Annotated in this window: 24 protein-coding genes; 15 read left to right on the top strand and 9 right to left on the bottom strand. The window is 70.7% G+C overall.

The genetic code is table 11. The features are described from left to right. Nucleotides 1–393 (bottom strand): VOC family protein, encoded by a 393-nt coding sequence (locus tag ACIQI8_RS35285; RefSeq protein ID WP_402359847.1) that lies wholly within the window; start codon nt 391–393, stop codon nt 1–3. A 69-nt stretch (nt 394–462) separates the two neighbouring features. On the opposite strand from ACIQI8_RS35285, the gene ACIQI8_RS35280 reads away from it, so the two are divergent. Beyond that, nucleotides 463–1,002 carry a GNAT family N-acetyltransferase gene (locus tag ACIQI8_RS35280; protein WP_402359844.1) on the top strand — a complete coding sequence of 180 codons (540 nt, stop codon included), beginning with the start codon at nt 463–465 and terminating at the stop codon, nt 1,000–1,002. Nucleotides 1,003–1,005: 3 nt separating this feature from the next. On the opposite strand, the gene ACIQI8_RS35275 is transcribed toward ACIQI8_RS35280, so the two are convergent. Then, a complete protein-coding gene (locus ACIQI8_RS35275) occupies nt 1,006–1,689 on the bottom strand; it encodes a glycerophosphodiester phosphodiesterase (RefSeq protein ID WP_401726252.1) in 684 nt (227 codons plus the stop codon). A gap of 344 nt (nt 1,690–2,033) precedes the next feature. Here ACIQI8_RS35275 and ACIQI8_RS35270 point away from each other — a divergent pair, with 344 nt between their 5' ends. From ACIQI8_RS35270 to ACIQI8_RS35250, 5 genes are all read left to right on the top strand, one after another. Further along, entirely contained in the window at nt 2,034–3,431 is a 1,398-nt protein-coding gene (locus tag ACIQI8_RS35270; protein ID WP_402359841.1) for a DUF6421 family protein, read from the top strand. Between the two features lie 41 nt (nt 3,432–3,472). Then, nucleotides 3,473–4,219 (top strand): SDR family NAD(P)-dependent oxidoreductase, encoded by a 747-nt coding sequence (locus ACIQI8_RS35265; RefSeq protein ID WP_402361317.1) that lies wholly within the window; start codon nt 3,473–3,475, stop codon nt 4,217–4,219. Beyond that, on the top strand, nt 4,216–5,286 hold the full coding sequence (locus tag ACIQI8_RS35260) for a threonine aldolase family protein (RefSeq protein WP_402359838.1): 1,071 nt from the start codon (nt 4,216–4,218) through the stop codon (nt 5,284–5,286). The genes ACIQI8_RS35265 and ACIQI8_RS35260 overlap by 4 nt, the downstream gene beginning before the upstream one ends. Before the next feature lie 86 nt (nt 5,287–5,372). After that, complete coding sequence (locus tag ACIQI8_RS35255) at nt 5,373–5,945, top strand: transglutaminase family protein (protein WP_402359835.1); 573 nt, start codon at nt 5,373–5,375, stop codon at nt 5,943–5,945. 8 nt (nt 5,946–5,953) lie between these two features. Then, the gene (locus tag ACIQI8_RS35250; RefSeq protein ID WP_402359832.1) at nt 5,954–6,652 is read left to right on the top strand and encodes a B3/4 domain-containing protein; all 699 of its coding nucleotides are present in this window, start codon (nt 5,954–5,956) and stop codon (nt 6,650–6,652) included. A 53-nt stretch (nt 6,653–6,705) separates the two neighbouring features. Here ACIQI8_RS35250 and ACIQI8_RS35245 read toward each other — a convergent pair whose 3' ends face one another. Together ACIQI8_RS35245 and ACIQI8_RS35240 are read right to left on the bottom strand one after the other, a co-directional pair. Further along, the gene (locus ACIQI8_RS35245) at nt 6,706–7,434 is read right to left on the bottom strand and encodes a lysophospholipid acyltransferase family protein (protein ID WP_402359829.1); all 729 of its coding nucleotides are present in this window, start codon (nt 7,432–7,434) and stop codon (nt 6,706–6,708) included. Between the two features lie 201 nt (nt 7,435–7,635). Next, on the bottom strand, nt 7,636–8,052 hold the full coding sequence (locus tag ACIQI8_RS35240) for a DUF4395 domain-containing protein (protein WP_402359826.1): 417 nt from the start codon (nt 8,050–8,052) through the stop codon (nt 7,636–7,638). 75 nt (nt 8,053–8,127) lie between these two features. Between ACIQI8_RS35240 and ACIQI8_RS35235 the strand changes: the two genes are divergently transcribed. The 4 genes from ACIQI8_RS35235 (at nt 8,128) to ACIQI8_RS35220 (ending at nt 11,323) form a co-directional block, all read left to right on the top strand. Then, a complete protein-coding gene (locus ACIQI8_RS35235; protein ID WP_402361314.1) occupies nt 8,128–8,541 on the top strand; it encodes a TlpA family protein disulfide reductase in 414 nt (137 codons plus the stop codon). Nucleotides 8,542–8,750: 209 nt separating this feature from the next. Further along, nucleotides 8,751–9,266, top strand: coding sequence for a flavin reductase family protein (locus ACIQI8_RS35230; RefSeq protein WP_402359823.1), 516 nt, complete (start codon nt 8,751–8,753; stop codon nt 9,264–9,266). A 250-nt stretch (nt 9,267–9,516) separates the two neighbouring features. Beyond that, entirely contained in the window at nt 9,517–10,305 is a 789-nt protein-coding gene (locus ACIQI8_RS35225) for an electron transfer flavoprotein subunit beta/FixA family protein (protein ID WP_402359820.1), read from the top strand. A 55-nt stretch (nt 10,306–10,360) separates the two neighbouring features. Next, nucleotides 10,361–11,323 carry an electron transfer flavoprotein subunit alpha/FixB family protein gene (locus tag ACIQI8_RS35220; RefSeq protein WP_402359817.1) on the top strand — a complete coding sequence of 321 codons (963 nt, stop codon included), beginning with the start codon at nt 10,361–10,363 and terminating at the stop codon, nt 11,321–11,323. A gap of 82 nt (nt 11,324–11,405) precedes the next feature. On the opposite strand, the gene ACIQI8_RS35215 is transcribed toward ACIQI8_RS35220, so the two are convergent. Then, on the bottom strand, nt 11,406–12,335 hold the full coding sequence (locus tag ACIQI8_RS35215) for an endonuclease/exonuclease/phosphatase family protein (RefSeq protein WP_402359814.1): 930 nt from the start codon (nt 12,333–12,335) through the stop codon (nt 11,406–11,408). A 284-nt stretch (nt 12,336–12,619) separates the two neighbouring features. Between ACIQI8_RS35215 and ACIQI8_RS35210 the strand changes: the two genes are divergently transcribed. Next, complete coding sequence (locus ACIQI8_RS35210; RefSeq protein ID WP_402359811.1) at nt 12,620–13,924, top strand: DUF6986 family protein; 1,305 nt, start codon at nt 12,620–12,622, stop codon at nt 13,922–13,924. A gap of 95 nt (nt 13,925–14,019) precedes the next feature. Continuing rightward, the gene (locus ACIQI8_RS35205) at nt 14,020–15,975 is read left to right on the top strand and encodes a protein kinase (RefSeq protein ID WP_402359808.1); all 1,956 of its coding nucleotides are present in this window, start codon (nt 14,020–14,022) and stop codon (nt 15,973–15,975) included. Here the strand turns inward: ACIQI8_RS35205 and ACIQI8_RS35200 are convergent. Both ACIQI8_RS35200 and ACIQI8_RS35195 read right to left on the bottom strand, forming a co-directional pair. Continuing rightward, nucleotides 15,921–16,739, bottom strand: coding sequence for a hypothetical protein (locus ACIQI8_RS35200; protein WP_402359805.1), 819 nt, complete (start codon nt 16,737–16,739; stop codon nt 15,921–15,923). The two genes, ACIQI8_RS35205 and ACIQI8_RS35200, sit on opposite strands and share 55 nt — an antisense overlap. A gap of 7 nt (nt 16,740–16,746) precedes the next feature. After that, entirely contained in the window at nt 16,747–17,826 is a 1,080-nt protein-coding gene (locus ACIQI8_RS35195; protein ID WP_402359802.1) for a LacI family DNA-binding transcriptional regulator, read from the bottom strand. A 207-nt stretch (nt 17,827–18,033) separates the two neighbouring features. On the opposite strand from ACIQI8_RS35195, the gene ACIQI8_RS35190 reads away from it, so the two are divergent. Further along, entirely contained in the window at nt 18,034–18,981 is a 948-nt protein-coding gene (locus ACIQI8_RS35190; RefSeq protein WP_402359799.1) for an ROK family protein, read from the top strand. A gap of 46 nt (nt 18,982–19,027) precedes the next feature. Here the strand turns inward: ACIQI8_RS35190 and ACIQI8_RS35185 are convergent, their stop codons facing one another. Continuing rightward, nucleotides 19,028–21,025 (bottom strand): NPCBM/NEW2 domain-containing protein, encoded by a 1,998-nt coding sequence (locus ACIQI8_RS35185; RefSeq protein ID WP_402361311.1) that lies wholly within the window; start codon nt 21,023–21,025, stop codon nt 19,028–19,030. Nucleotides 21,026–21,313: 288 nt separating this feature from the next. Between ACIQI8_RS35185 and ACIQI8_RS35180 the strand changes: the two genes are divergently transcribed. Beyond that, the gene (locus ACIQI8_RS35180; RefSeq protein WP_402359796.1) at nt 21,314–21,526 is read left to right on the top strand and encodes a hypothetical protein; all 213 of its coding nucleotides are present in this window, start codon (nt 21,314–21,316) and stop codon (nt 21,524–21,526) included. 150 nt (nt 21,527–21,676) lie between these two features. Further along, nucleotides 21,677–22,717: an NUDIX domain-containing protein gene (locus ACIQI8_RS35175; RefSeq protein WP_402359793.1), complete on the top strand. Its 1,041-nt coding sequence runs from the start codon at nt 21,677–21,679 to the stop codon at nt 22,715–22,717. 30 nt (nt 22,718–22,747) lie between these two features. Here ACIQI8_RS35175 and ACIQI8_RS35170 read toward each other — a convergent pair whose 3' ends face one another. Further along, complete coding sequence (locus ACIQI8_RS35170; RefSeq protein ID WP_402359791.1) at nt 22,748–24,103, bottom strand: dipeptidase; 1,356 nt, start codon at nt 24,101–24,103, stop codon at nt 22,748–22,750. Nucleotides 24,104–24,115: the final 12 nt, after the last annotated feature.

Below are 24,115 nucleotides of genomic sequence, written 5' to 3'. Positions count from 1 at the left end.
TCAGATCCCGGGCCGGGAACGGATCGGATGGTCGGCCGGTACCTCCACCAGCACGATCGGAGTCCCGTCCGGGTCCTCGATCCACATCTCGATCAGCCCCCAGGGCTCCTTCACCGGCGGCCGGACGACGGCGACCCCCTTGGCCCGCAGCTCCTCGTGCGCCGCCGCCGCGTCCGCGACCTGGAGCCACAGCCGCACGGCCGGGGAGGGCGGGGTCTCGGAGCGGCCCGAGACCTCCAGGAAGCCGCCGCCGAGGAAGTAGACGGTGCCGCGTTCGGGGCCCGTGCCGAACTCGCGGTAGACGGCGAGGCCCAGCTGATCGCCGTAGAAGACCCGGGAGCGCTCGGGGTCGGTGGGGCGGAGGAGGATTCTGCTGCTCAGTACATGCACCATGCACCCTGACCCTAGTGGCGGCGTTAGGCTCGTCCCTGCCCGCGCCGCGCCACCGATCGGAGCCGCCCCATGGACACCGCCGCCACCGGACTGACCTTCCGTGACGCCACGGACGCCGACGTAGACGCCCTGGTCGCGCTGATCGAGTCGGCCTACCGCGGCGACGACAGCCGGGTCGGGTGGACCACCGAGGCGGACATCCTGGAGGGGCAGCGCACCGACCCGGAGGGAGTGCTCGCCGTCATCCAGAAGGCCGACGGCCGGTTGCTCACGGTCGAGCGGGAGGGCGCGATCATCGCGTGCTGCCAGCTCGAACACCGCGGTGACCACGCCTACTTCGGGATGTTCGCGGTCAGCCCGAAGCAGCAGGGCGGCGGACTCGGCAAGGTGATCATCGCCGAGGCGGAGCGCGTGGCCCGCGAGACGTGGGGCGTCACGGAGATGCACATGACGGTGATCTCCGTGCGCGACGACCTGATCGCCTGGTACGAGCGCCGCGGCTACCGCCGTACGGGACGGATGACGCCGTTCCCGTACGGCGACGAGCGGTTCGGTGTGCCGCAGCGTGACGACCTGCAGTTCGAGCTGCTGGTCAAGGAGTTGGCGTGACGTTCATGCGGTGAAGCGGCCGGTGCGCTTGATCTCGGGGTAGTCGGTGGTCGCGCCGTCCAGCTCCAGGGCGCGCACCAGTCGCAGATGGTCCTGCGTGTTCACCACCCAGCCGATGATCCTCAGGTCCGCCTTGCGGGCCTCCTCGACGACCTCCAGGGTGACCCGGCGGATGTTGAGGCAGAGGGTCGTCGCCCCGGCGTCGACGGCCCGGGTGACGATGTCGGGTCCGAAGCGGCTGCCGATCAGGGCCGTGCGTACGCCGGGCACCAGCCGGCCGATCTCGGCGACGGCCTCGTCGTGGAACGAGGACACCTCGACGCGGCCGGCCAGATCCCGCGCCAGCAGCACCTCGGCCAGCGCCCGCGCCGCCGCCACGTCCTTGATCTCGGCCTGCAGCGGCGCCTTGACGGCGTCCAGGACCTCCTCGAAGACCGGGACGCGCTCACCGCGGCCCGCGTCCAGGGTGCGCAGCTCGGCGAGGGTCTTCTCGGCGATCGGACCGGTGCCGTCGGTCGTACGGTCGACATCGGTGTCGTGCATGACGACGAGGGCGCCGTCCTTGCTCAGGTGCAGGTCGAGTTCGATGACGTCGAGACCGCCCTGTTGGGCGGCGACGAAGGAACGAAGGGTGTTCTCGGGTTCGACACCCATGATCCCGCGGTGACCGATGGTAAGGAAGTTCAAGGTTCAACTCGCTTCCGTCGACGGCGGCTCAAAGCCCGCGCGGACCGGAGCGGACGGCCGCGCGGGCAGATCCGCAGCCTAATGGCCAGGCCCCGCGATGTACCCGTGCGTACACAGGAGATCGGGGTGACCGCGAGAGGCGCGGATTGACCGATGGCCGGTTTCGGCATCCGGCTCCCCGGGTAGCGGCGCGAGGTCCCTTCGGTGGCCTGGGAGGCTTCCGGCGGGAAAAAGTTCTGTTACGAACAAGGGCGGCAGGATAATCTCCCAAGATCCCCCTTGCTGGGAGGAAGCTCGTATGTATACGGTTTCCATACGCGAGGTTCTCCCGTGGAGGATGGGGCATGACGGAAATTCTTGTGCAGGCGGCCGAGGGAGAGCGGATCACTCCCGCGACCAGGGTGGTCGAGCACCCGGCGTGGCCGGTGCTCAAGGACGCCGTGGAGCGGATCCGGCCATGGCAGTCCAAGGACGGCTCGATCGACTTCGAGGCCGAGGGCGCGCCGGCCCGCGCGGACGCGGAGGACGCCGTACGACGGGTCGTGGCCGCGGTGGACGAGCTGTCCCCGCTGCTTCCGCACGACCGCGCCTATCACGAGGCCCTGGCCGCCGACCTGCGCCGCTGGGCCGACGGCGGTTTCCAGGTGCCCGACTTCCTCGACTCGCTGCTGGCCTTCCAGCCCGCGGCCAACCGTGCGGACGGTCTGCAGCACCTGGTCGTCTTCCCGATGTACACGCAGAACGGCAACCCGGACCGCAACCTGGAAGCCGTCGTGCTGCGCATGGTCTGGCCGGACTGGCTGGCCGAGCTGGAGCGCACGCGGTATGACAACGCGCTGTTCTGCGGCATCACGTTCGAGGACTTCACGGCCGGCTACGACACCAACTCCGCCGTTCTCTTCCCGGAGACGATCGCCGTGCGCCAGGCGCCGGAACGGTTCTCCTGGGGTGGCATCTTCTGCGACCGCGAGGCCGCCCGCTTCCGCCGGGTCACCGAGGCCGCCGTCGACATCCTGGGCGTCGAACTGCCCGCGGACGTCGCCGCGATGGTGCACGACCAGAAGCGCTGCGAGGAGGCCTTCGTCCTGTGGGACATGGTCCACGACCGCACCCACAGCCACGGCGACCTGCCCTTCGACCCGTTCATGATCAAGCAGCGCCAGCCGTTCTGGATGTACGGCCTCGAAGAGCTGCGCTGCGACCTCACCGCCTTCAAGGAGGCCGTCAAGCTGTCGGCCGACGGTGTCCCGCAGGCCCGTGACGTGCAGTACGCGGTCCTCTTCGACCGCATGTTCCGCTTCCCCGTCACCGGCGAGCGCGTGCGCAACTACGACGGTCTCGGCGGTCAGCTCCTCTTCGCCTACCTGCACAAGCACGACGTCGTGCGCTGGACCGACAACAAGCTGCACATCGACTGGCAGCGCGCCCCCGAGGTCACCAACCGGCTGTGCGCCGAGATCGAGGACCTCTACCGCGCCGGCATCGACCGCCCCAAGCTCGTCCACTGGTTCAAGGCCTACGAACTGGTCTCCACCTATCTCGCCCCGCACCCGGGCTCCCGCTGGGCCAAGGGCCCCGACGCCCTGGACCTGAGCCTGCCGCCGCGGAAACTCGTGGATGACGTGCTTCCGGACGAGTTTCCCCTGAGCATGTTCTATGAGGCCCTCTCCAAGAAGCTGAAGAACGTGATCGCCGAGACCAAGGGCATCACCGCGGAGAGCGCCGAGCGGATCGCCGCGTGAGCGACCGCACCACCAGAACCACTGCTCAGGAGGCGAAGAACATGGGGAACGGCGCTCTCAGCGGTGCGGTGATCGCGGTGGCCGGCGCGGGCGGACCCGCGGGCAGGGCGGCACTGCTGCGCCTGGCCGAGGCCGGCGCGACCGTCGTCGGCGCGGACAACGACCCGCAGCGGCTCGCGGAGGCCGTGGACGCGGCCCGCTACGCCTCCGGCGGAGCCACTGTCACGGGCGAGCCGGTCGACCTGCTGAACCTGGAGTCCACCCGCGACTGGGCCACCCACATCGAGAAGGAGTTCGGCCGCGTCGACGGCCTGGTCCACCTCGTCGGCGGCTGGCGCGGCAGCGAGACCTTCATCAAGACCAGCCTCGACGACTGGGACTTCCTCGAACTGCTGCTGATCCGCACGGTGCAGCACACCTCCCTGGCCTTCTACGACGGCCTGCAGCGCAGCGACCGCGGCCGGTACGTGCTGATCAGCGCCGCCGGCGCGACGAACCCGACCGCGGGCAACGCCTCGTACGCCGCCGCCAAGGCCGCCGCCGAGGCCTGGACGCTCGCGCTCGCGGACGCCTTCCGCAAGGCGGGGGGCACCGACGAGCCGGCCTCCGCGGCTGCGATCCTGGTGGTGAAGGCGTTGGTGCACGAGGCGATGCGCGCCGAGCGGCCCAACGCGAAGTTCGCGGGCTTCACGGACGTCAAGGACCTGGCCGACGCCATCGTCGGCGTCTGGAGCGAGCCCGCCGCCGAAGTGAACGGAAAGCGCCTGTGGCTGACCGAGCAGCCGTGAACCCTCCCCGCACCGACGCGCGTCGCCACCACGACCCGGAGACCCGCGGCTTCGCCAGCGACAACTACGCGGGCGCCCACCCGGAGGTACTGGCAGCCCTGACCCTCGCCAACGGCGGCCACCAGGTCGCGTACGGCGAGGACGACTACACCGACAACCTCCAGGCGATCATCCGCAGCCACTTCGGAGCCACCGCGGAGGCCTTCCCGGTCTTCAACGGCACCGGCGCCAACGTCGTCGCGCTCCAGGCGGTCACCGACCGCTGGGGCGCGGTGATCTGCGCCGAGAGCGCGCACATCAACGTCGACGAGGGTGGCGCCCCCGAGCGCATGGGCGGCCTCAAACTGCTCACGGTGCCCACGCCCGACGGCAAGCTCACGCCCGAACTGATCGACAGGCAGGCGTACGGCTGGGACGACGAGCACCGTGCGATGCCGCAGGTCGTCTCGATCACGCAGAGCACCGAACTCGGCACGCTCTACACGCCGGACGAGATCCGCGCCATCTGCGACCACGCCCACGCGCACGGCATGAAGGTGCACCTGGACGGCTCCCGCATAGCCAACGCGGCGGCCTCCCTGGACGTCCCGATGCGGACGTTCACCAACGCGGTCGGCGTCGACATCCTCTCCCTGGGCGGGACGAAGAACGGTGCGATCTTCGGCGAGGCGGTCGTCGTCATCAACCAGGACGCCGTCAGCCACATGAAGCACCTGCGCAAGCTGTCCATGCAACTCGCCTCCAAGATGCGCTTCGTATCAGTGCAGTTGGAGGCCCTGCTCGCCAAGGACCTCTGGCTGCGGAACGCCCGCCACGCCAACGAGATGGCCCAGCGCCTGGCCGAGGGCGTCCGCTCGGTGCATGGCGTGGAGATCCTCTATCCGGTGCAGGCCAACGGCGTCTTCGCGCAGCTCCCGAACGACGTCAGTGAACGGCTGCAGCAGCGGTTCAGGTTCTACTTCTGGGACGAGGCCGCGGGGGTCGTGCGCTGGATGTGCGCGTTCGACACCACGGAGGACGACGTGGACGCGTTCCTGGCGGCGCTCAAGGAGGAGATGGCGCGGTAGCCGTACCGAGGACCTGGATGAATAAGTATGCGGTCAACTGAAAAGTCATTGACGCTCAGGTGATCGCTTTCCTATGCTCTGCAGGCATGGAGCTGATCCAGAACACTCCCGATCTGTCCGCGTACTTGGCCGCTGACGAGGTCATCGACCATGAGCATCCGCTGGTGCGTGAGACGGCGGCGCGCTTGGCCGGGAAGGCTGCGGACTCGTATGCCTATGCGCGGCTCGCCTTCGAGTTCGTGCGGGACGCGATCCCGCACTCGCAGGACTCCGGTGATCCTCGGGTCACCTGGCGCGCCTCCGACGTCCTGGAGCAGGGCACCGGCATCTGCTTCGCCAAGTCGCACGCCCTGGCCGCACTGCTGCGGGCCGAGGACATTCCGACGGCGCTGTGCTACCAGAAGTTCGACGTGGTCCACGGCCTGGTCGCCGTGCGCTTCAACGGTGCCTGGCACCGGCAGGACCCTCGGGGGAACAAGCCGGGCGTGGATGCGCAGTTCTCCCTGGACGGTGAACGGCTGGCCTTCGCGCCCGACCCCGAGTTCAATGAGCTGGACTATCCGGTACTGTACGCTGAACCGCATCCGGTCGTGCTGAACGCCCTCAGGGCCGCCCCCGACCGGCCCCACCTGTGGAAGACGCTCCCGACCGCACTCTGAGGCAAGCCATGACCCTCTCGCTGACCGTGTCCCCCGACGTCCGCGCCCTCGCCCCCGGCTTCACCCATGTCGCGATCGAGGCGCACGGACTCGTCAACGGCCCCAGCACCGAGGAGAGTTCGGCCCTCCTCGACGACGCGGCCCGCCGCCTCGCCGCCCGTCTGGAGGGCCGCGCCCCGCACGAGGACCCGCACATGGCCGCCTGGCGCGAGGTCTACACGGCGTTCGGCTCGAAGCCCTCGCGCACCCGCAACTCGGCGGAGGCGCTGGCCAAGCGAGCCCTGTCGGAAGCCGGCCTGCCCCGGATCAACGTGCTCGTCGACCTCTACAACGCCATCAGCGTCGCCCACCTGATCCCCGTCGGAGGCGAGGACCTCGACCGGATCAAGGGCGGCATGCACCTCGTACGGGCCGCCGGGGACGAGGACTTCGTGACCGTGGCCGGGGGTGAGGAGACTGTCGAGCATCCCGACGCGGGCGAAGTGGTGTGGCGCGACGAGACCGGCGTGACCTGCCGCCGCTGGAACTGGCGCCAGGGCCCCCGCACCCGCCTCACCGAGGAGACCGTCTCGGCGCTCTTCCTGCTGGAGAGCCTGGCCCCGATGCCGGTCACCGAGGTCGAGGCGGCGGGCGCCGAACTCGCCGAGCTGCTGGGCAAGTTCAGCCCGGGGGCACGGATCGACGTGCGTCCGGCGACCGGGGCCTGAACCGGGCCGATCGGCGGAGGCGTGCCGACAGACGTCGGACCGACGGTCCTACGTCAGTGGGCCTCCGCCGCCTTCACTTCTTCCGGCGTAGGAGCCGTGCCGCCCAGATGGGCCGGCATCCACCAGGTGTCGTTGGCGTCCTTCGGACGGACGGGGTAGGCGCGCTGGGCGGCCTCCAGGAGTTCCTGGACGCGCTCGCGCAGTTGGCGGGTGATGGCGCCCGCGTACTTGTCGCGGGAGGCCTCGATCGCCTCGCCCACGCGGATCGTGATCGGGATGTGGCTGCGCTTGAAGTTGCGCGGCTGGCCCTTGGTCCACAGGCGCTGCGTGCCCCACACGGCCATTGGGATCAGCGGTACGCCGGCTTCCTGCGCCATGCGAGCGGCACCCGACTTGAAGCTCTTGAGCGTGAACGACGGAGAGATCGTGGCCTCCGGGAAGACCCCGATGACCTCGCCGGACCTCAACGACTCCAGCGCGTGCGCGTAGGCCGTCTCGCCCTGCTTGCGGTCCACCGGGATGTGCTTCATGCCGCGCATCAGCGGGCCGGAGATCCTGTGCCGGAAGACGGACTCCTTCGCCATGAAGCGAACGAGACGTTTCTGCGGGAGGGCCGCCAGGCCGTCGAAGACGAAGTCCAGGTAGCTGATGTGGTTGCTCACCAGCACGGCGCCGCCCGAGCGCGGGATGTTCTCCGAACCCTGGCAGTCGATCTTCAGGTCCCACGCCTTGAACAACGCCTGGGCGAAACCGATGACGGGACGGTAGACAAGCTCTGCCATGGACGGAGTGGACCCTTCCTTCTCGGCCAGGGGAGTGAGCTCCCGGCGGGAAAGCTACGCAGCCGTAGGTTTACGGCATCTCGCAGATCGTGCCCCAAGAACGGCCGGGGAGCCACCCCCAGTGCCTGTGAACCGCGAGATCCTCGTCACGTCGGCGCCCAGTGATCCACCTCGGGCTTTTAAGTGCCCTTTACTTCCTCATCACTCCGCGCGGGCGGTCACGCGGCGCAGGACCAGGTACATCTCGCAGCCCAGGCAGTACCCGAACGCGCTGTTGAGGAAAGCCGCCGCCAGCGCGGCCCCCGTCGCCGCCAGTCCGAGCCACTGCGGACCCAGCGTGAAACCGACCAGCCCGACGACCGCGAAGCCCAGTCCGACCGCCTGCGCGAACCGCGGCGGCTCCGGCGGCTCGAACTCGGTCGGCGGCCCGATCCGGGGGCGTACGGCCTTCCGGAACACCCAGCCGTAGGGCGACCGTCCCACCCCGCCCGCCGCGCCGAGCGCGAACGCGAGTGTCTGCCAGGCGAGCAGCCAGACGTTCCCGGTGATCAGCACGACCGCCAGCACCACGGTCGTCAGAGCCGCGCCGAAACGGGGGCCCCGCACATCGATGTCCATGAATCAAGCATTCCGTACAGGGAACGATTTCAGCCAGCGGGAATCTTTGCAGTCTCGTGAATGCTTGTGCAGGTGATGACCGGACTCGTGGTGTGCGTGGCGGTGCTCGCGATGGCGAGCGCCTACGGAGTGCTGCATCGGCGGCGGAGCGGGAGGGTACGGGTGCGCGGGCGCGACGACGGAAAGCGGCTCGGCGCGGGCGAGTTGGGCGCGGACCTCGGCGAGCGCGCCACGCTCGTCCAGTTCTCCAGCGCCTTCTGCGCGCCCTGCCGGGCGACCCGGCGGGTTTTGGGCGAGGTCGCCCAACTGGTACCGGGCGTGACCCACGTCGAGATCGACGCCGAGGACCACCTGGACCTCGTCCGTGAACTCGACATCCTCAAGACCCCGACCGTCCTGGTCCTCGACGCCGGCGGCCGGATCGTCCGGCGTGCCACCGGCCAGCCGCGCAAGGCCGACGTCATCGCGGCACTGGGGGAGGCGGTTTGACGACTGTGTCGCGGACGGTGAGGCATCTCCCATATGCCGGAACGTACTTGACTGTGCGTACCACCTATCGTCAGCCTGACCGTATGCCTTCGGAACTCCTTCTCTTCGAGCGGGTCCACGTGGACCTCGCCCGCACCGCGAGTGCGCGCTGTCCGGGCTGCTGAGCAGCCACGGACCCGCTCGCCCCTCTTCCCAGAAGGAACAACTCCATGACGGCCACGCCCGACCTCGGCGCCCGTACCCCTCAACTCGCCTCTCCCGACCTGCTGCGGTCCGTCTTCCGCCGGCATGCGGCAGGCGTCGCCGTGATCACCGCAGCGGGTGACACCGGCCCGGTCGGCTTCACCGCAACCTCGCTCTCCTCCGTCTCCGCAGAACCTCCTCTGCTCTCCTTCGGCATCAGCACCGGCGCCTCCAGCTGGCCGGCGATATCGGCCACCGAGCACATCGGCGTCCACATACTCGGGGAGCACCAGCAGGAGTTGGCGGCCACCTTCGCCAGGAGCGGCGCCGACCGCTTCGGGGCGCCCACCGTCTGGCGTGAGGGTCCCGAAGGAGTTCCCGTCCTGGACGACGTGCTGGCCTGGCTCGTGTGCCGGGTCCACGCGCGCGTGCCCGCGGGGGACCACCGTGTCGTCCTCGCCGAGGTCGTGCTCGGCGACCCCGCCGGTCCCGGGCGCCCGCTCCTCTACCACCAGGGGCGCTTCAGCGGCCTGCGGGACTGAAGTCCCTGCCGCCGCCCGGCCGTCGTCGCGCCCCGGTCCGCCGCCGTTCTGCGGAGCCGTCGAGTTCCGATTACGCTGCGTTGCACAGGTCACAGTTCAAAGCGCTTGCTTAGCGGGCAGGAACTGGGTGTACTGGCGAGTAATATTTCGTTCGGAGCGCAGGCCGCCCCGACCGGGATCGGCCGCTTGAGGCGCCTATGCTGCCTTCAAGAGGCAGCCGAAAAAAAGACGAAGCAGTAGGAGAGCCGGCGTGAGCTTGAGGATCGTTGTCACTGTGAAGTACGTGCCCGACGCCACTGGCGACCGGCACTTCGCCGATGACCTGACCGTCGACCGGGACGACGTGGACGGTCTGCTCTCCGAACTGGATGAGTACGCGGTCGAGCAGGCGCTGCAGATCTCGGAGAACTCCGACGACGACGTGGAGATCACCGTCCTGACGGTGGGTCCCGAGGACGCCAAGGACGCGCTGCGTAAGGCGCTTTCCATGGGCGCCGACAAGGCGATCCACGTCGAGGACGACGACCTGCACGGCACGGACGCGATCGGTACCTCGCTGGTGCTGGCGAAGGCGATCGAGAAGACCGGCTTCGACCTGGTCGTCTCCGGCATGGCCTCCACCGATGGCACCGCGGGCATCGTCCCGGCCCTGCTCGCCGAGCGCCTGGGCGTCCCGCAGGTCACCCTGCTGTCCGAGGTCACGGTCGAGGACGGCGTCGTCAAGGGCCGCCGTGACGGCGACACCGCCTCCGAGCAGCTGGAGGCCTCCCTCCCCGCGGTCGTGTCGGTCACCGACCAGTCGGGCGAGGCGCGTTACCCCTCCTTCAAGGGCATCATGGCCGCCAAGAAGAAGCCGGTCGAGGCCTGGGACCTGTCCGACCTGGAGATCGAGACGGACGAGGTCGGCCTCGAAGGCGCCTGGACCGCCGTGGACTCCGCGGCCCAGCGCCCGGCGCGCACCGCGGGCACGATCGTCAAGGACGAGGGCGAGGGCGGCAAGCAGCTCGCCGAGTTCCTCGCGGGCCAGAAGTTCATCTAAGGCCCAACTCGCTTTCCTCCCCTCAGACTTCGCAAGCACGCAGGAGATCATCCCCATGGCTGAAGTTCTCGTCTACGTCGATCACGTGGACGGTGCCGTCCGCAAGCCCACCCTGGAGCTGCTGACCCTGGCCCGCCGCATCGGCGAGCCCGTCGCGGTCGCGCTCGGCGCGGGTGCCGCCGACACCGCCGCCACGCTCGCCGAGCACGGCGCGGTGAAGGTGCTGACCCACGACGCCGCTGAGTACGCCGACTACCTCGTCGTCCCCAAGGTCGACGCCCTCCAGGCCGCCGTCGCGGCCGTCTCCCCGGCCGCCGTGCTGGTGCCGTCCTCCGCGGAGGGCAAGGAGGTCGCCGCCCGTCTCGCGCTGCGCATCAAGTCCGGCATCCTCACCGACGCCGTCGACCTCGAAGCAGGCGACGAGGGACCGGTGGCCACCCAGTCGGTGTTCGCCGCCTCCTTCACCACCAAGACCCGTGTCAGCCAGGGCACCCCGGTCATCACCGTCAAGCCCAACTCCGCCGCCGTCGAGGCCGCTCCGGCCGCCGGCGCGGTCGAGGCCCTGGACGTCACCTTCTCCGAGCAGGCGACCGGCACCAAGGTCACCGCCCGCACCCCGCGCGAGTCGACCGGGCGTCCGGAGCTGACCGAGGCCGCGATCGTGGTCTCCGGTGGCCGAGGCGTCAACGGCGCCGACAACTTCGCGATCATCGAGGCCCTCGCCGACTCCCTCGGCGCGGCCGTCGGCGCCTCGCGCGCCGCGGTGGACGCCGGCTGGTACCCGCACACCAACCAGGTCGGCCAGACCGGCAAGAGCGTGTCCCCGCAGCTGTACATCGCCAACGGCATCTCGGGCGCGATCCAGCACCGGGCCGGCATGCAGACCTCGAAGACGATCGTGGCGGTCAACAAGGACGCCGAGGCCCCGATCTTCGACCTCGTCGACTACGGCGTCGTCGGCGACCTCTTCGACGTCGTCCCCCAGCTGACCGAAGAGATCAACTCCCGCAAGGGCTGAGCCGGTCGGGGCCGACCCCCTGATCCGTGCGACGGCTGTACGAGGCCCCCGCGACCGTGCCGACGGTCGCGGGGGCCTCTGCTCATGCCAGGGTGAGCGAGACCTGCACGGGCAGGTGGTCGCTGGGGAACTGGCCGTTGAGGGAGAAGGTGTTGATCGTCGCCCGGTTCGTCCGTACCCCAGGTGAGGTCAGGATCCAGTCGATGCGGTCGCCGTTGGGTCTGGGCTCGCTGAAGCTGTGGAACGTCCCGTACAGGGGGCTGCGTTGTTCCGCCACGTCCCAGGTGTCGACGAGCCCGGAGCCCACCAAGGTGTCGTAGGCGGGGTTCTTGTGCGCGGCGACATTGAAGTCGCCGGTGACCACCACGGGCAGGGCGCGGTCGAGCTGTGCGATCCGCTGGGTCATCAGCGCGGCGCTGCGTTCGCGCGCGTACTGGCTCACGTGGTCGAAGTGGGTGTTGAGGACGTAGAACTCCCGTCCCTCGTCGGCGAGATCGCGGAAGCGGACCCAGGTGACGATGCGGGGGAAGGCGGCGCCCCAGGTGTTCGAGCGGATGGTCTCCGGGGTGTCGGAGAGCCAGAAGGTGTAGTGCTCGAGCGGGAGCAGGCGCCGGAGGTCGTAGTAGATCGCCGTGGACTCGTCGCGGCTGCCTCCCTCGCGGCCGGTGCCGACCCACTCGTAGTAGCGGCCCAGGTCGGCGTCGATGTCGCGCAGTTGCTGGTAGAGGCCTTCCTGGGTGCCGATGATCTGGGGGCGCGCGCGGTGCAGCAGTTCGCGCATCACCGGCCTGCGGTCCTTCCAGCTGTTGGGCTCCGAGGTGCTGGCGAAGCGCAGGTTGAAGGTCATGACGTCGAGGAGAGGTGCCGGGCGTGCTCGGCGCAGTCGCGGCCCGGCGGTGGCCGGCGACGCCGATGACGCGGGGATCGCGGCGCTGGAGAGGGGCACGGTGACCGCCGCGGCCAGCACGGCTTTCAGGCCCAGACGGCGGGTGACTCGGCGGGGGCTCGGCACGGAGGCTCCTTCGGTGGCAAAAGGCCGGACGAGTCGTGCGTACGGGTAGGGCGAGTCGTGCGTACCGGTAGGCGAGGCGTGCGGGTGCGGGCTTGCGTGCGCGGTGGGTCGTGCGTGCACAAGGGTGGTACCCGGGGGTGATACCCACGGATGAGATCGGCGTGAACATGCCGGGATGGCCGCGTGGCTCCTCGTGGACACGGTGTTGACCATCCCGAAGGTGCCCCGATAACTTCATTCAACGGATTGTTGATTCCGTACAGTGGAAAACAGGAGGGTGCGGGATGGGTCAGGGCCAGCAGGAGAACGTGTCGACGAGCCTCGCGGGCGCCGTCAGTGAGGAGATCAGCGCCTCCCTCGTCCCGGTCGACGCCGAACTGGAGCGCCGCTACCCCGGAGACCCCGGCACCCGCCAGCCCGTCCACACCGTGTACGTGCCCGGTGACGTCTTCGCCGCCGACACCATCCGCTCCTGGGGCGACCGGGCGCTCGCCGCCCTCGACGAACACGCCCCCGACGCCGCCTCCTTCGCCGCGGTCCTCGGTCTGAGCGACGAGCTCGCCGAGCCCGTCCACGCGCGCGTGCGGGCCAAGTTGGAGCGCGAGCCCATCGAAGACCTGCGCGTCGACTTCGAGGACGGCTACGGCCCCCGGCCGGACGCCGAGGAGGACGAGGCGGCGGCCCGCGCGGCCCGGCTGATCGCGGAGGCGTACGCGAAGGGGACCGCGGCGCCGTACATGGGCATCCGTATGAAGTGCATGGAGGCGTCGGTGCGGGACCGGGGCATCCGCACCCTCGACATCTTCCTCACCGGCCTGATCGAAGCCGGCGGTCTGCCCGACGGGCTGGTCCTCACGCTGCCCAAGGTGACCTACCCGGAGCAGGTCACCGCCATGGTGCGGCTCCTGGAGGCCTTCGAGAAGGCGCGCGGTCTGGAGCCCGGGCGGATCGGCTTCGAGATCCAGATCGAGACCAGCCAGTCCATCCTCGCCACCGACGGCACCGCCACCGTCGCCCGCATGATCCAGGCCGCCGAGGGCCGCGCCACCGGACTGCACTACGGCACCTTCGACTACAGCGCCTGCCTCGGTGTCTCCGCCGCCTACCAGGCCAGCGACCACCCGGCCGCCGATCATGCCAAGGCGATCATGCAGGTCGCGGCGGCGGGCACGGGCGTGCGGGTCTCGGACGGCTCGACCAACGTGCTGCCCGTGGGGTCGACCGAGAAGGTCCACGACGCCTGGCGGCTGCACTACGGGCTGACCCGACGGGCCCTCGCCCGCGCGTACTACCAAGGCTGGGACATGCACCCCGGCCACATCCCGACCCGCTACGCGGCCGTCTTCGCCTTCTACCGCGAGGGCTTCGAGCAGGCCGCCCTGCGCCTCACCCGGTACGTCAACCGGGCCGGCGGTGACGTCATGGACGAGCCCGCGACCGCCAAGGCCCTCGGCGGCTATCTGCTGCGCGGTCTGGACTGCGGCGCCCTCGACATCGCCGAGGTGTCCCGCGCGACCGGGCTGACCCGGGCCGACCTGGAAGGCTTCGCCGCGCCGCGCCGCGGCGACCTGACGGTCTCGGCCAAGTAGCGGCCCTGTCACAGCCGTCACCTGCGGCTGGCGTTGTCACCCGCGCCCCGTAGTCTGTACCGCACGCATTGACGTGTCACAGGAACGGGGCAGCGGTGTCTTCGGGGGACTCCTTCAACGGAAATGGTCAGACGGACGGAATAGGCCGGCTGCTCGCCGGGCGCTATCGCATCGTCGCCCAGCTCGGGCGCGGCGGCATGGGCGTCGTCTGGCGGGCGATCGACGAGGTCCTGGGCCGCGAGGTCGCGGTCAAGGAACTGCGCACGTACAGCGACGCGGACGCGCCCGAACTCGCCGATCTGCGGCTGCGGATGCAGCGCGAGGCCCGTGCGGCGGCCCGGATGCGGCATCCGGGAGTCATCGCGGTGCACGACGTGGCGGAGGTCGACGGCCGCCCGCTGATCGTCATGGAGCTGGTGGACGGCCCGTCCCTGGACGACGTCCTGCGCGACCGCGGCACCCTGGACCCGCGTGAGGCGGCCGGGATCGGTGCCAAGGTGATGGACGCGCTGGCCGCCGCCCATCGTGCGGGCGTCCTGCACCGCGATGTGAAGCCCGGCAACATCCTCCTCGAGCGCTCGGGCCGCGTCGTGCTCACCGACTTCGGCATCGCGACCATGGACGACCCGGGCGACGGCTCGGCCACCCACCTCACCCGCAGCGGCGAACTCGTGGGCTCCCTCGACTACTTGGCCCCCGAGCGCGCCCAGGGCTCCGACCCGGGACCGGCCTCCGACGTATGGGCCCTGGGCGCCACGCTGTACGCGGCGGTCGAGGGCGCCTCGCCCTTCCGCCGTACGTCGACGTACTCGACGCTCACGGCCATCGTCGACGAGGCTCTTCCCGAGTCCCGCGCCGCGGGTCCGCTGCGTCCCGTCCTGCGACAGCTCCTGGCCAAGCGCCCCGAGGACCGCCCGACTGCCGAGGCGGCCCGCCACCTGCTCCAGGCGGTGGCGGACACGGTCCCCACGGACGTCCGGACGACGACCCTGCGGGAGAGCGGCGCGCCCGCGGCACCGCCGCGCGCGGAGACCGAGGTCAGCCTTCCCTCGGTGCCGCCGGGGTTCGGGCCGGTGGAGCCGGTGGCGGGACAGGACGTCGACACGGGCGTCTCGACGGACTCCGGGGCGCACGGGCAAGTGGGCCCGGCAGGTGGGCAGTTCGGCCCGGCCGCCGCGGGATTCGGCGCCGGGGAGCAGGCCGACCACGGCTTCGGGACGCCGGAGTCCGGGGCGCTGACCCCGGCGGCCGGCGGAGCGCCTGTGCCGGGCTTCGGGCCTGTGGTCCCGGGGCCCCCGGACTCCTCCGAGACCGGCACCATGGCCCCCGCTTCCGCCCGCCGCCGCAGGGGCAAGGTCCTGCTCGCGGCCGTCGCCGTCACGCTCGTCGTCGCGGGGGCCGGCACCTCCGTCGCCCTGTTGAACAGCAACAGCGACGACAAGAAGCAGACGCAGTCGGGTGCGTCCGTCGACGCGGACGGCACCCCCGCCTCGGCCGTGACCGGCAGTCCCGACGCCGCCCGCTCGGCCGACGACAAGCCCAGCGAGCAGGGCGACAAGGGCTCGCCGAGCGCGTCCAAGGGACCCGGTGGGAAGTCCGACGGAACTCCCACCCACTCCGGCACCACCCCGGCTCCGAGCAAGACCTCCGGGAGCGGCGGCACGACAGGCGGCGGCTCCGGCGGCGGCGGGACCACGGGCGGCGGCTCCGGCGACGGTGGTACGACGGGCACGGGCGGCACCACCGGCGGGAGCGACCCCACCGAGGACCCGGCCTGCACCTCCATAGGCGGCGGAAAGTACAACTGCACGGTCTGGCGCACCACCAAGTCCTACACGGCCTCCGGCACCGAGGTCGGCGTCCTCGGCTCGGGCACCAACTACTTCTTCTGCCAGGCGAACCTGGGCCGCCGCGAGACGTACGGCGAGTGGACCAACGTCTGGTGGGCGAAGACGGACGACGACAGCGGCAACACGAACGTGTACGTCAGCGACGTCTACATCAAGGGCGGGGACAACGACTCGCCCGTCCCGGGGCTCCCGATCTGCTGATCCGGTAGGAACCTCTCCAGGCCGGAGACCGTCACCCGCTTCTCCCGCGCGAACAGGCGCGTGCCCCGCTCGCACAGCCGGCGGTCGGCACGCGCCCGCGCGCAGAACTCCTCGGGTGTGACACCGAACAGCTCCCTCAACCGCGCTGATCCCACGAGGAGTTCGGTGAGCAGCTCCCGCTGGCCCGGGTGCGGGCGGGGGGTGCCGGTGCCGTCGTGCAGGACTCCGCGCCGGTTGACGTAGGCGTACGCGCCGGCCAGCTCCGTGCCGTCCGGCTGCTCGATCCGTACCGTCGGCGAAGGCAGCCAGGCCCGGCGGTAGTTGCCGTCGGGCAGCGGCACCCCTTCGCTGGCGTCCACGACCGCGAGTTGCTCGCCGTCGAGCCAGATCACGAACAACTCCCGTACCGCGCCCGGGGCTTCGACAGGTGACGCCGACACGTAGCCCATGCGGCTGACGTGTGCGGAGACCCCCACGTCGAGGCCTGTGACCCGGGTCCGCACCATCGGGATGGGCGAGGTGATCCCGTACTCGGCCATTTTGTGGCGGAGTTGACCCGGGCAGGCGTTGGAGCCGACGGCCAGGACGGGCGCGCGGTTCTCGTGCACCAGGCGGTCGAGCGGCAGGAAGGGGGTGCCTTCGAGCGGCACGAAGCGGTCGCCGTCGAGCAGGCCCGACTCCGTCGGCCACGCCCCCGGATAGAGCAGCGGACGGTCGCGCGGGGCCTCCGCCAGGCCCAGTGCCTCCAGTGTGCGGTCGGGCATGCGCGCCTCAGACCGACGGGGGCACTTCGCCCGAGCCGCGGGCGATCAGGCGGGTCGGCAGTTCGATGCGCTCGGGGGCGATGAGGGTGCCGTCCAGCTGGCGGAAGAGGCGCTCGGCGGCCGTGCGGCCGAGGGCGGCCGCGTCCTGGGCGATGACGGTGACGCCCGGCTGGAGCAGGTCGGCGAGCTCGAAGTCGTCGAAGCCGACCAGGGCCACCGGACGGCTGTGCTCGGCGAGCACGCGGACCACGGTGACCGTCACGCGGTTGTTGCCCGCGAAGATCGCGGTGACGGGATCGGGACCGGAGAGCATCTCCTCGGCCGCCCGGCGCACCCGCTGCGGGTCTGTCACGCCCAGGGACATCCAGGAGTCCTCGACCTGCGTCCCCGCGTCCTCCAGGGCCGCCCGGTAGCCGCGCAGGCGCTCGGCGGCCGTGTGGATGCGGGGCATGTCACCGATGAAGCCGATCCGGCGGTGGCCGTGCGCGACGAGGTGGGCGACGCCGTCGCGGGCGCCGCCGAAGTTGTCGGAGAGGACCACGTCGGCGTCGATCCGCCCGGCCGGACGGTCCACGAAGACCGTGGCGACGCCCGCCTTGAGTTCGGGCTCCAGATAGCGGTGGTCGTCACCGGCCGGGATCACCACCAGGCCGTCCACCCGTCGCGCGCACAGCGCGAGGGCCAACTCCTGCTCGCGGTCCGGGTCTTCGGCGCTGGAGCCGTTGATCAGCAGGGCGCCGTGCGCACGGGCCACTTCCTCGACCGCGCGGCTGAGCGGGCCGTAGAACGGGTCGGCGAGGTCCTCCAGGACCAGACCGATGCTCGCGGTGCGGCCCTTGCGCAGCACGCGCGCGCTGTCGTTGCGCCGGAAGCCCAGCGCGTCGATGGCCTCCTGGACCCGGCGCTCGGTCTCCGGGGTGACGCCGGGCTCGCCGTTGACCACGCGGGACACGGTCTTCAGGCCGACGCCGGCCCGTGCGGCCACGTCCTTCATGGTGGGACGATTGCCGTAACGAGTGGCGTTGAGGTGGTCTGAGCGACGGGCGGTCTCTGGCACGATGCGCTGTCCTGTCCTTGTTCGTCCCATGGGGATGCGTCGGACCATGAGGTTGTATGAGGATGTGGCGTCGAGCATAGAGCCTGGACAACGTTGTCATATGCGAGAGAGACTGTCCACCGCAAACTCCGGCCTGCGCCCCCACCGCGAGACCGGACCGCACTTCTCCGTGGTTGAAAGGGGAACTTTCCCTGGGCCGACGGAGACCCAATTGGTTGACGGGGAGATCCGACACTGATGCACACCGACTTCGTGGCCGCGCTCGACATCGGCGGCACCAAGATCGCCGGGGGGCTGGTGGACGGCCACGGCCGGATCGCGGTGCGTGCCCAGCGCGCGACGCCCGCGCAGGACGACGGCGAGACCGTGATGGGAGCCGTGGCGGAGGTCCTCGGCGAACTCACCGCCGCACCCGAGTGGGCACGCGCCACGGCGCTCGGTATCGGCAGCGCGGGCCCGGTGGACGCCAAGGCGGGCACCGTCAGCCCGGTGAACGTGCCGGGCTGGCGCGACTTCCCTCTGGTCCGTCGGGTCCAGGAGGCGGCCGGCGGGCTGCCGGTCGAGCTGATCGGCGACGGTGTGGCGATCACGGCGGCCGAGCACTGGCAGGGCGCGGCCCGCGGCCACGACAACGCGCTGTGCATGGTGGTCTCCACCGGCGTCGGCGGCGGCCTGGTCCTCAACGGCCAGCTGCACCCGGGCCCGACCGGGAACGCGGGCCACATCGGCCACATCAGCGTCGACCTCGACGGCGACCTGTGCCCGTGCGGCTCGCGCGGCTGCGTGGAGCGCATCGCGAGCGGCCCCAACATCGCGCGGCGGGCCCTGGAGAACGGCTGGCGGCCGGGCCCCGACGGAGACACATCGGCCGCCGCGGTGGCCGCCGCCGCCCGCACCGGCGACCCGGTCGCGGTGGCCTCCTTCGACCGGGCCGCCCAGGCGCTGGCCGCCGGCATCGCGGCCACGGCGACCCTGGTGGAGATCGACATCGCGGTGATCGGCGGGGGCGTGGGCAAGGCGGGCGACGTACTGTTCACGCCGCTGCGCAAGGCCCTGGGCGACTACGCGACGCTCTCCTTCGTGCAGGGCCTGCAGATCACGCCGGCCCAGATGGGCACGGACGCCGGTCTGGTGGGAGCGGCCGCGGCCGCGCTCGCCCGGCGGGCGGACGCGGCCACGGTCTGAGGGCCCTGGGCAGGAACGTTCCCGTGCTGCTGGGCCCCGCGGGGGCTCAGCAGCTCAGCTGCGCCCCCGCCCAGTCCGCGTGGTCGGAGTCGTACCCGTCCCCGCCGTTGGTGACGACCAGGTGGATCACCTCGGCGCCGGTCACGTCCGCGGTGATCGGCTGGGCGGGCATCGCGTTGGTGAGGGTGCCGGTCGAGGCGACCTTGGTGCCGTCGGCCCAGATCTCGAAGGCGACGGAGCCGTTGGCGCCCTTCTCGTCGTCGACGCCGACGTCCGCGGTGACCTTCTCGCACGCCTTGCCGGTGTAGAACTCGACGTCGCTGTCGGCGTGTACGCCGAGTCCCTTGGCGTACACGACTCCGCCGAGGGTGATCGGATGGCCGTCGCCCGCGTCGCTCTCGCCGTTGCTGGTGTTGCGCTCCACCGGCCCCCAGCCACTGGTGGCCGACAGCCACGGCAGATCCCCGAGCCCGGACGTACCCGCGGGCGGCGCCACGACCACGGTCGTGGTCACCGGCAGGACGCTGTCGACGCGCTTGCCGCTCGGCGAGCGGTAACTCGCCTTCAACTTCAGGTCGTACGACCCTGTCGGCGTCCCCTGCGGCGCGGTGAGCGACCATTTGCTGCGCAGCGAGCGGCCCGTCCTCAGCTCCTTGGCCTTGGTCGACGAGGTCGCCTTGATCTTCCAGCCCGCGGGTCCCGTCAGCGCCACCGAGACGTGCTCGGCCGACGTGCGGCCGAGGTCGGTGACCGTGGAGGTCAGCGAGACCTTCTTGCCCGCCTCGACCAACGGACTGCCGCCCAGGCCGAGTTCGACGGCCGGCGGGTTGGTGGCCCACTTGCGGTCGGCGGAGATCCGCAGCAGGACCGTGCCGTGCGCCGGGACGGTGGCCGCGATGGTGCCCGCGGTGTTGAAGCTCTTGTGCTGCCACAGGTCGCGCTGCGTGTAGGCGTGGGCGCGGGGCAGGCCGACGGCGGTGGCGGTCGTGGCGATGCGCTGGGCGCTGCCCGACTCGTTGAAGAGCGCGACCGCGCGGCTGCCGTCCTTCATCTGCTTGCTGACGACCCAGCGCCCGCCCTCGGAGGAGACGACCGTGCCCTGCTTGCCCAGCGGGTCCTGGTCGACCGCGACGACCTCCTTGTTGTCGAGGATGTCGAAGGTCGCCTGGGTCGCCTTGCGCAGGTCCGAGCCGATGAGCAGCGGGGCCGCCATGATCGACCACATCGAGAAGTGCGTGCGGTACTCGGTGTCGGTCATGCCGCCGTTGCCGACCTCCAGCATGTCCGGGTCGTTCCAGTGCCCGGGTCCCGCGTACTGCGCGAGTGGCAGGTTCTGCTTGAGGATCGACACCATCGAGCCCCAGTTGTCGCTGATGTCACCGGTCGTACGCCACAGGTGGCCCACGTCCGCCGCCCACTCCCAGGGCTTGTTCTCGCCCCATTCACAGAGGCTGTAGACGATGGGGCGGCCGGTCGCCTTCAGCGCGTCGCGCATGGTGTTGTAGCGCAGCTTGGCGTCCACGCCCTGGTTGTTGCAGTTGTCGTACTTGAGATAGTCCACGCCCCAGTCGGCGAACTGCTGGGCGTCGCTGTACTCATGGCCGAGCGCACCGGGGAATCCCGCGTCGTTGCACGTCTTCGTGCCGGCGCTGGTGTAGATCCCGAGCTTGAGCCCCTTGGAGTGCACATAGTCGGCAACGGCCTTGATCCCGTGGGGGAACCGCACCGGATCCGGTACGAGCTTGCCGTTCGCGTCCCTGCTCGGCAGCGCCCAGCAGTCGTCCAGGTTGACGTACTGGTAACCGGCGTCCTTGAGACCCTTCGCGACGAACAGGTCGGCGATTCCCTCCACCATGGCCTCGTTGAACTCCGGGCGGCAGTTCGTGGAGTTCCAGTTGTTGAAGCCCATCGGCGGGGTGAGGGCGAGGCCGTCGGCGAGGGCCGGCGCGGCAGGCCGGGCGGGAGGCTCGGCGGCGGGTGCGGCCACGGCCGGCGCGGCGAGCCCCGCCGCGCACAGGAGGCCCGCCGTGAGCGCTCCGACCATTCTTCGTCGGGTGGTGCGGGTGTCGAGGTGATGCATCGTTGCAGTCCTCCGAACGCGCGAAAGATGGGATGACGTCATGTTCGTGTCATCCATGCGCGTTTACGGTAGGACGTGTCCGACTGTGTTGGAAGAGGTGCGGTAACGGTAGTTCGGGTTGATGGTCCGGACCGGAAGCGCGTAGAACATCGGAGCTTCTCGGGGTTTTCTGTGAACCGCCAGTCAGCAGGCGACACGGGGTGCGTGATCCCGGTGCGTGACCCCTGCCCGGTCCGCGCAGTTGAACCGGGCATGAAGAAGCGCAGCATGCTCGCCATCGCCTCCCTCGCCACCGGGTTCGTCGTCGCCGCGATCAGCCCGTCGCACCAGGGCGACCACCAGGTACTCGGTGACCAACAGTCACTGGGTGGCCTCAGCGTCGACGACACCCTCGGCGCGGTCGCCGGCACCATCAGCAAGGACAGCTTCGCGGACGCCGACAAGACCCTGGGGCAGAACGGCTGACGTCACCTTCCGTCCCGACAGGGCGCCGATGTCCCCACCGTGACGGTGGGCATCGGCGCCCCTCTTCGTGCGCCCTCAACTGCGGCTGGTTTCCGTGGCAGGGTGAAACGGGCAAGCCTCAGGGGGCCAATAGAAGAGGGGGAACTGTCCGTGATCGTCTGGATCAACGGAGCGTTCGGTGCCGGGAAGACCGCCACCGCACGGGAACTGATCGACCTGATCCCGAACAGCACGCTCTTCGACCCCGAGGTCATCGGCGCGGCGATGACGCACCTGCTGCCGCCCAAGCACCTCGCCGAGGTCGGCGACTTCCAGGACCTGCCGATCTGGCGACGCCTCGTGATCGACACGGCGGCCGCGATGCTCGCCGAACTCGGCGGCACCCTCGTGGTCCCGATGACCCTCCTGCGCCAGGAGTACCGCGACGAGATCTTCGGCGGTCTGGCCGCGCGCCGCATCGCCGTCCAGCACGTCCTGCTGGCTCCGGCGGAAACGATCCTGCGGGAGCGAATAGCCGGGCGGGAGGTCCCACCCGACCTCCCCGACGGCGAGCTGCGGCAACGTCAGTGGGCCTACGACCACATCGAGCCGTACCGCGCCGCCCTCGCCTCCTGGCTCACCGCCGACGCCCACCCCGTCGACTCCGGGACCCTCACCCCGTACGAGACCGCCCTGCGGATCGCGGAGGCGTGCGGGCGTGGGGAGGTGCCGGTCTGCGACATCGTGCAGACGCCCGAGCCCACCGCCGAGACGCTCGCCGCCGGGGTGCTGCTCTTCGACGAACAGGACCGGGTGCTGCTCGTCGACCCCACCTACAAGGCCGGCTGGGAGTTCCCCGGCGGTGTCGTCGAACCCGGCGAGGCCCCCGCCCGCGCCGGCATGCGCGAGGTCACCGAGGAGACCGGCATCCGCCTCGCCGACGTACCGCATCTCCTCGTCGTCGACTGGGAGGCTCCCGCACCGCCGGGCTTCGGCGGACTGCGTCTCCTGTACGACGGTGGGCGCCTCGACTCCGCGGAGGCGGCCCGCCTGCTGCTGCCGGGACCCGAACTGCGCGAGTGGCGCTTCGTCACCGAGGAGGAGGCGGCGGACCTGCTCCCGCCGGTCCGCTACGAGCGGCTGCGCTGGGCGCTGCGGGCCCGGGAGCGGGGCGCCGCGCTCTATCTGGAGCGCGGCATCCCCACGCCGTGACGCCGCCGACCTGCCGGAATGCGAAGGGAGTCAGCTCGCCGCGTAGTTCCGCAGGAACAGCGCCTCCGCCACCGACAGCCGCTCCAACTCCTCGGGGGACACACTCTCGTTGACCGCGTGGATCTGTGCCTCCGGCTCGCTGAGACCGATCAGGAGGATCTCCGCGCTCGGGTAGAGCGAGGCGAGGGTGTTGCACAGCGGGATGGAGCCGCCCTGGCCGGCGTACTGCATCTCCTGGCCGGGGTAGGCGACCGCCATCGCCTCGGCCATCGCCGCGTACGCCGGGCTGGTCGTGTCGGCGCTGAACGCCTGGCCCTGGCCGGTCTGTTCGATGTGCACCCGGGCGCCCCACGGCGTGTGCGCCTCCAGGTGGGCCTGAAGCAGCTTGGTCGCCTCGGCGGCGTCCACGCCCGGCGGCACCCGCAGGCTCACCAGCGCACGTGCGCTCGCCTGCACGGACGGCGTCGCACCGACGACCGGCGGACAGTCGATGCCGAGGACGGTGACGGCCGGGCGCGCCCAGATACGGTCGGCGACCGTGCCCGAACCGATCAGCTGTACGCCGTCCAGCACCTTCGCGTCCTGCCGGAACTGCTCCTCCTCGTACTGAAGACCCTCCCAACCGGCCGCGGGGGCAAGCCCGTCGACGGTCGTCGAACCGTCCTCGGCGCGCAGCGAGTCCAGTACGCGGATCAGGGCGCCCAGCGCGTCCGGGGCGGCGCCGCCGAACTGGCCGGAGTGGAGGTTGCCTTCGAGGGTGTCGATCCGCAGGCGCAGGAGCGTCATGCCACGCAGGGTGGTGGTGACCGTGGGCAGACCGACCCGGAAGTTGCCCGCGTCGCCGATCACGATCGTGTCGGCCGCCAGCAACTCCGGGTGCTCCTCGGCGTACCGCTCCAGACCGCCGGTGCCCTGCTCCTCCGAGCCCTCGGCGATGAACTTCACGTGGACCGGGGCACCGCCGTCGGCCTTGAGGGCCCGCAGCGCGAGCAGGTGCATGATGACGCCGCCCTTGCAGTCGGCCGCGCCGCGCCCGTACCAGCGGCCGTCGCGCTCGGTCAGCTCGAAGGGGGGAGTGGTCCAGCCGCTCTCGTCGAGCGGGGGCTGCACGTCGTAGTGGGCGTAGAGCAGGACCGTCTTCGCGCCCTCGGGGCCGGGCAGATATCCGTAGACCGACTGCGTGCCGTCGGGGGTGTCGAGCAGGGCCACGTCCTGGAAACCCTCGGCGCGCAGGGCGTCGGCGACCCAGGTCGCGGCGCCCTCGCTCTCGCTCCTGGGGAACTGGTCGAAGTCGGCCACCGATTTGAACGCCACCAGTTCGGCGAGCTCCGCCTGGGCCCTCGGCATCAGCGAGGCGACGGTCTCGGCGACCGGATTCGACGACATGGGCACGCTCCT

The sequence above is a fragment of the Streptomyces sp. NPDC092369 genome (assembly GCF_044755245.1).
Classification (GTDB): domain Bacteria; phylum Actinomycetota; class Actinomycetes; order Streptomycetales; family Streptomycetaceae; genus Streptomyces.
This window is presented reverse-complemented; position numbering and strand designations above follow the sequence as displayed.